Origin of the sequence: Klebsiella sp. CN_Kp104 (assembly GCF_040064515.1) — a bacterium.
Lineage (GTDB): Bacteria > Pseudomonadota > Gammaproteobacteria > Enterobacterales > Enterobacteriaceae > Klebsiella > Klebsiella aerogenes.
In genome coordinates this window covers 273,412-280,115 of sequence record NZ_JBEAII010000029.1, presented here as the reverse complement: position 1 = coordinate 280,115, position 6,704 = coordinate 273,412, and the positions used below count along the sequence as shown (strand labels likewise).

Annotated in this window: 7 protein-coding genes; 2 read left to right on the top strand and 5 right to left on the bottom strand. The window is 58.0% G+C overall.

Annotation, left to right across the window (positions count from 1 at the left end; all coding sequences use genetic code 11):
• Both ABLU80_RS16260 and ebgR read right to left on the bottom strand, forming a co-directional pair.
• Nucleotides 1-191 (bottom strand): hypothetical protein (locus tag ABLU80_RS16260; RefSeq protein ID WP_348850206.1); only part of this gene is annotated, 191 nt, incomplete at its 3' end.
• A gap of 27 nt (nucleotides 192-218) precedes the next feature.
• The gene (gene ebgR / locus ABLU80_RS16255) at nucleotides 219-1,202 is read right to left on the bottom strand and encodes a transcriptional regulator EbgR (protein WP_348850205.1); all 984 of its coding nucleotides are present in this window, start codon (nucleotides 1,200-1,202) and stop codon (nucleotides 219-221) included.
• Between the two features lie 207 nt (nucleotides 1,203-1,409).
• Here ebgR and ABLU80_RS16250 point away from each other — a divergent pair, with 207 nt between their 5' ends.
• Nucleotides 1,410-1,742: a tRNA-binding protein gene (locus tag ABLU80_RS16250; protein ID WP_020077885.1), complete on the top strand. Its 333-nt coding sequence runs from the start codon at nucleotides 1,410-1,412 to the stop codon at nucleotides 1,740-1,742.
• Nucleotides 1,743-1,784: 42 nt separating this feature from the next.
• On the opposite strand, the gene ygjG is transcribed toward ABLU80_RS16250, so the two are convergent.
• Entirely contained in the window at nucleotides 1,785-3,164 is a 1,380-nt protein-coding gene (gene ygjG / locus ABLU80_RS16245; protein ID WP_020077886.1) for a putrescine aminotransferase, read from the bottom strand.
• Nucleotides 3,165-3,427: 263 nt separating this feature from the next.
• Nucleotides 3,428-3,946, bottom strand: coding sequence for a PadR family transcriptional regulator (locus ABLU80_RS16240; protein ID WP_020077887.1), 519 nt, complete (start codon nucleotides 3,944-3,946; stop codon nucleotides 3,428-3,430).
• A gap of 229 nt (nucleotides 3,947-4,175) precedes the next feature.
• Here ABLU80_RS16240 and ABLU80_RS16235 point away from each other — a divergent pair, with 229 nt between their 5' ends.
• The gene (locus ABLU80_RS16235) at nucleotides 4,176-4,949 is read left to right on the top strand and encodes a siderophore-interacting protein (protein WP_348850204.1); all 774 of its coding nucleotides are present in this window, start codon (nucleotides 4,176-4,178) and stop codon (nucleotides 4,947-4,949) included.
• A gap of 103 nt (nucleotides 4,950-5,052) precedes the next feature.
• Here the strand turns inward: ABLU80_RS16235 and ABLU80_RS16230 are convergent, their stop codons facing one another.
• Nucleotides 5,053-6,702 carry a glycerone kinase gene (locus ABLU80_RS16230; protein WP_348850203.1) on the bottom strand — a complete coding sequence of 550 codons (1,650 nt, stop codon included), beginning with the start codon at nucleotides 6,700-6,702 and terminating at the stop codon, nucleotides 5,053-5,055.
• Nucleotides 6,703-6,704: the final 2 nt, after the last annotated feature.

The following is a 6,704-nucleotide window of genomic DNA, read 5'->3' as shown; positions in this document are numbered from 1 at the left end:
ACCAGGCGCAGCGCCGCCGGGTAACAGGATGCGGGTAGCGGCTTCGCCTTACCCGGCCTACAGAATGGCGTTCCGACCAGGACCGGTAGCCCGACCAGGCGCAGCGCCGCCGGGTAACAGGATGCGGGTAGCGGCTTCGCCTTACCCGACCTACGGAATGGCGTTCCGGCCAGGACCGGTAGCCCGGCCAAGCGCAGCGCCGCCGGGATGGGGTTGGATTAACGGGTGGTGCCGCGCAGCTTCAACACGCTGGGAACAAAAACGTTAAGCGGCAGGGCGCGGCCATCGCGGGCCTTCTCGATCAGCAGGTTCACCCCCTGGCTGCCCATCATTTCGGAGTGGATCCGCACCGTTGACAGTGGCGGGAAGGTAAAGCGCGCGGTGGGGATATCGTTGACGCTAATCAGCGAAATATCTTCAGGGATCGCCAGCCTGCGTTCGTGGATGGCGCGCAGCACGCCGATGGCGATGGAGTCCGAGGCGACAAACAGCGCCCGCGGAAACTCCGCTTGCGCCAGCATCTGCTTCGCCAGCTCGTAACCGGACGAGCTGGAAAAACCGCCGCGCCAGATATCATCGGCTGAAACCACTCCCTTCAACTGACCGTACTCCACAAACGCCACTTCGCGAATATCGGCCTTGCCGGGCTGGTCCTGGCCGCCGATAAATCCAATGCGCGACGCGCCCTGCTGGATAAAGAAGTCGACCACCTCTTTAGCGATACGTACCAGGTCGATATCCACCGCATCGTACGGGCTGCCGGCTTCGTGGAAATCAATAAAGCAGATATTGTCGGTCAGCGCGCTGGCGGTCTCGCGCAGCTCGCGCGTCGGCTGGCCAATAATCAATACGCCGGTGACCTTTTTCAGCTCGGGCAGGGTGTTATTGAGATAGCAGTTGGTGAGCTCGATGGCGAGCTTTTCGCACTGGGTTTCAATACCGTGGCGAATGGCGAGATAGTAAGGGTCGTTAATTTCCAGCTCTTGCTGGTAGCTATACAGCGCCAGGATATGATGATGGCCGACGGGTAGGACCTGCGTTTTACGCGCGCTGCTGCTTTTATACTCCAGCTTCTCCGCAATCTCGAGAATGCGATGCTTGGTCTCTTCTTTTACGTTCAGGGTGGGATCGTCGTTTAACACCCGGGAAACCGTCGCCAGCGAAACACCCGCTTCGGTCGCAATGTCTTTTAGCGTTGCCATCTTTTTCCTTTATCGGACGTTGCCCATGTTTGCCCATCTATTGTAAAGCAAGCGTCGCGTCCTGCACCTTATTTCAGTAAAAAACGCCTGCGCGCGAGGGCTGTTTTCCCCGGCGATAGCGTGACAGAAGTAGCATTATTATCAGCATTATGCAGACGAACGGCAAAAACTTGCTATCTTTTAGTAAAAATTTACTGGAGGTGAGAGATGGATACCGTAGCTTACGCTGATTTTGCCAAACTGGAGATGCGCGTCGGCAAGATTGTCGAGGTGAAGCGCCATGACAATGCTGACAAACTGTACATCGCGCGAATTGATGTCGGCGACCGTACGCTGCAGACGGTCACTAGTCTGGTGCCCTACTACAGCGAAGAGGAGCTGCTGGGGAAAACGGTGGTGGTGCTGTGTAATCTGGCGAAAGCCAAAATGCGTGGCGAAACTTCTGAGTGCATGCTGTTATGCGCGGAAACCGAGGATGAAAGCGAAAGCGTACTATTGACGCCGGAACGCGCCATGCCGGCGGGCGTGCGGATTGTATAACGTGAAAAGACCCTCTCCCGACGGGAGAGGGTCGGGTGTGAATTATGTCTCTTCGACCGAAATGCGCAGTGCCGCCAGCGCCTTGCGCGCCGCCTTCAGCACCTGTTCGCACTGTTCGAGGGTGAGCGTCAGCGGTGGTTCAACGCGGATCGTCTTGGCGTTGTTTAACGTCCCGGCGACCAGCACCCGCTGTCTGAACATCTCGCTGGCAAAGTTGTAGCCAATCTCGTTATCGACAAACTCAATAGCCATCAACATGCCTTTCCCGCGGACTTCATTCACCAGATCCGGATATTCGCGCGCCAGTTGACGGAAGCCGTCCAGCAACAGATCGCCTTTCTGCTCCGCCTGCGCCGGCAGGTTCTGTGAGAGCAAGACGTTGATCGTCGCCAGCGCCGCCGCGCAGGCCAGCGGGTTGCCGCCGAAGGTGGTGGTGTGCAGGAATGGGTTATCGAACAGCACCGAGAAGACCTCTTCCGTCGCTACCGTCGCGCCGATCGGCATTACGCCGCCGCCGAGCGCTTTAGCCAGACACAGAATATCCGGCTGCACGTTTTCATGCTCGCAGGCGAACATCTTGCCGGTGCGGCCCATGCCGGTCTGTACTTCGTCGAGGATCAGCAACGCGCCAAACTCGTCGCACAGTTTACGGACCGCCGGTAAGTAACCCGCCGGCGGCAGGATCACGCCGCCTTCGCCCTGGATAGGCTCAAGGATCACCGCCGCGACGTCATCGCCGGTTTTTTTGCACTCGCTCAGTATGGAACGCATGGCGTTGATATCACCGAACGGCACGTGGCGGAAGCCCGGCAGTAGCGGCATAAACGGTTTGCGGAAGGTCGATTTCGCGGTGGCCGACAGCGCGCCCAGCGATTTACCGTGAAACGCGCCGCTGGTGGCGACGAAGGTAAATTTGCCGCGCGGAGACTGATAGGCTTTTGCCAGCTTCAGCGCCGCTTCCACCGATTCCGTGCCGCTGTTGCAGAAGAAACTGTATTTGAGCTTGCCGGGCGTTAAGGCCGCCAGCGTTTTCGCCAGCATCGCCCGCAGCGGGTCCAGCAGCTCCTGGCTGTGAAGCGGTTGTTTCGCGAGTTGATTTTCGACGGCGGATACCACAACTGGATTACGGTGCCCTACATTGAAGATGCCAAACCCACCAAGGCAGTCGATAAACTCCTGTCCCTGGGTGTCGACAAGCGTATTTAACCCTCCCGCTTGCCACTCTACGGCTCCGTAATCCCCGCCGGCTGTGACCGATTTTCTATACTCCAGAAACCCCGGGTTCACATGTTCTTTAAAGTATTCTCTCACCTCCTGGTTCAGTGCTTTCATTTCGTCATGGGAGAGCGATTGCTTCTCAATGAGATTCAGTGCGTGCGCGCTGCAGGCCAGAGCCGATGCGCTGGAAGGTAACCTGTTCAAAATGTGCTCCTGGGGGGGCGTATCACATGATACTGAATTAAGTATTGCAGGGATTACGCCAGCCTGGCAGCGACGATGAAAATCGGGATAAACGCAAAGTTAAGGCGCAATTGTGCGAAATTTAATCTCATAACTTAAATATTGGCACGTTTTATTCCTGAGGCTGCAAGATAAACTGCCGTTGGGGTGTGAAGCGGTATGACGTGGGGTGGTGCAGGCCGCTGCGTGATGGAGCAGCCTGGGAACCATTGTGGTGCGAGAGGTTAATCGAGTTGGGAGATTTCCATCGCCGCGCGGTCAATCACGCCGATGATCTGTTTCAACTGCGCGTCGCTGATGCTCTGCTGGTTGACCTTCAGGTCCAGCACCGCTTTAAAGTTTTCCAGCGCGCGTTTCATCTGCGGATTTTTGCGCAATTCGCAGCCGATCATGCGTTCCTGCAGGCGCGTCTGAATTTGGCTTAACTGCTCGCCGCTTTCGGCGCACAGGCGGCGTCCCTCTTCAGTGATAGCGATTTTTTTACGCCCATTTTCCTCTTCTACGCTAATCAATCCCTGATCCTGCAGCAGGTCGAGCGTCGGGTAGATAACGCCTGGGCTGGGGCTGTAATTGCCTTGCGTCAGCGCCTCAATCTCTTTAATCAGCTCATAGCCGTGGCTGGCGTTGCGCGAAAGGATATCGAGGATCACCAGGCGCAATTCGCCGTGGCCAAAGAAACGCTGGCGGCGTCCGCCGCCGCGACGGCCCTGTTCGCCGTGGCCTTCTTCGTGATGATGTCGCATCAGTTCTCCTGCATATTTTTGATATATCTAATTTATATCTAAATAGTAAAAAAAGACAATGTATAATTTATAATTGGTTGATATTAATTGATTTATTGTTGTTTTTAGCTTTGATGAAGCTTTCCTGTAATTTATATCAAAAAAAACTTGCCATTTTCATTAATGGCAATCATTATCATTTGCACTGAGTTTAGATATATCTATTTACCCTTCAACAAGGCGACGACGGATGACCACAATTAAACAAGCAAAATATCCGCAGCGCGTGCGTAACGAACTACGTTTTCGCGAATTAACCGTGCTGCGCGTTGAGCGTATCGGCCAGGCGTTCCAGCGGATCGTGCTGGGGAGCGAGGCGCTGGATGGCTTTGTTTCACAAGGTTTTGACGACCACACCAAACTGTTTTTCCCGCAGGCGGGCAGCGTATTTACGCCGCCGGAAGTGACCGACGAAGGCATTAACTGGGGCGAGGGCGTGCGCCCGGCGACCCGCGACTACACGCCGCTGTACGATGCAGAACGCCACGAGCTGGCCTACGATTTTTATATCCACGATGGCGGTATTGCCAGCCGCTGGGCGCTGGAAGCGCAAGTGGGTGATACGCTGGTGATCGGCGGGCCGCGCGGCTCGCTGGTGGTGCCGGAAGATTACGCCTGGCAGCTTTATGTCTGTGACGAGTCGGGCATGCCGGCGCTGCGCCGTCGCCTGCTGGGATTACGTCAGCTGCCGGTGACGCCGCAGGTGACGGCCATCGTCACCGTCGCGGATGCTTCGTATAAAGATTATCTGGCGGATCTCGACGGCTTTAATATCGAATGGGTGGTAGGCCACAACCCGGCGTTCGTCGCCGAGCGGCTGGCGCAGGTTAAGGTACCGTCAGAAGATTATTTTATCTGGCTGACCGGAGAAGGCGGCGTGGTGAAATCGCTGCTGGCGCGCTTTGAGGAGCCGAGTATCGATCAGCAACTGGTGCGTTCGCAGGCGTACTGGCATAGCAAATAATCGGCAGTGTGGTAAACCCGGATGGCGGCGCGTTGCGCCTTCTCCGGGCTACCTTTCAATGGTGTTATGTCGCCCCGGTAAGCGCAGCGCCACCGGGTGAGGCTTAGCGTTCCGCCAGCGCCTTAAACACCATCGCCACCGCGTGGGCGCCGGGGTCCATATTGCCGAGCAGGCTCTCGCTATTGAGATAGGAGGCGCGTCCGGCGCCGGCTTTGCTCGACTGGCAGGTGCGATCCGCGCCGGCCTGCGCCGCGGCGAAAGCGGCCTGCAGATTATCCGGTTCGGCCAGCAGCGCCGCCAGCGCCGGCTGTAGAGCGTCAATCATCGTCCGGTCGCCCTCATCGGCGCCGCCGTAAAATTTCATCTGCCCCAGACCGGCATTCAGCGCTTCCACCATGCTGGCGCCTTGCTCCAGCTTCTGCCCGGCGGCGGTGAAGAAAATCGACATCAATACGCCGCTGGAGCCGCCCATCACCACCGTCAGGCGTTCGCCAATTAGCGCGAACAGCGTGGGTAAATCATTGAGCGGCAGTTGCTGGCGTTGCAATAGAGCGGCAATCTCACGCGCGCCGGCGGCGAAAGTGGAGCCGGTATCGCCGTCGCCCACTTTGGCGTCAAGCGCGTTGAGATGGGTTTCGAGGCCGGAGAGGGTGCTGGTCACCTGCGCCACGTAATCGCCCACCTGCGGGTTGGCCGATGGCGTAAAGACGACGCGTGCGCTGGCGAGCGCGGACGGCATGATATTAACAGCCCTCGGCTGCACCGGCTTCTGCCAACTGGCGGTTTCGACATCCGACAGCAGCGCCTTTTCGATGCTCTCTTCCAGCACGATAGTGGTCAGCGAGAAGCCTTTCATATCCAGCGCCGTTACCAGCGAAGCCGGGCCAATCAACCAGTCAATGCGTGCATGGAGTGGGGTATTGGCCAGCTCGCGGGTCAGAATCGCCATCTCGGCCACCGACACGCCGCCGAGATTATTGAGCATCACCGCCAGGCGGCCGGTTTCAGGTAGGGCGGCGGTCAGCTTCTCTACCATAATCTGCATGATTTCCGCGCTGTTATGGGTCGCGATCGTCGAGGCTCCCGGTTCGCCGTGGATGCCCATCCCCAACTCGGCGTGGCCGGGCTGATGGCGCGGCGCGCTTTCCGCTTCCTGCGGCAGGTGACAGCTGGCCAGCGCCACCCCGATGCTGGCGGTATGGTTGGCGGCGTATTGCGCTTCACGCAGGACGGTGGCGAGGTTGAAGCCGCGCTCGGCGAAATAGCCCGCCACCTTATGCACCAGAATGGTCCCGGCGATGCCGCGCGGCTGTTTGTTATCCGGCAGCGAAATATCGTCGCCGACGATCAGCATCTCCACGTTGTAGCCAAGACGGCGCGCTTTCTCCGCCGCGAGGCCGAAGTTAAGCCGATCGCCGGTGTAGTTTTTAACGATCAGCAAACAGCCCGCCTCGCCGGTCACCGCCTGAATCGCGGTGAGTACCGCATCGACGCTCGGCGAGGCGAACAGATCGCCGCAGACCGCGGCGGTCAGCATGCCTTTACCAATAAAGCCGACGTGCGCCGGTTCATGGCCGGAGCCGCCGCCGGAAATCACCGCCACGTTGTTTTTATTCAGATCGCGGCGCACCACTACACGGATCGCCGGGTCGCTCTCCAGGCGGGCGAGGTTGTTCCACGGGCTGGCAATAATGGTACCCTCGATCACGTCGTTAACGAGGCTGGCGCGCTGGTTAAAAAAGAATTGAGACATAG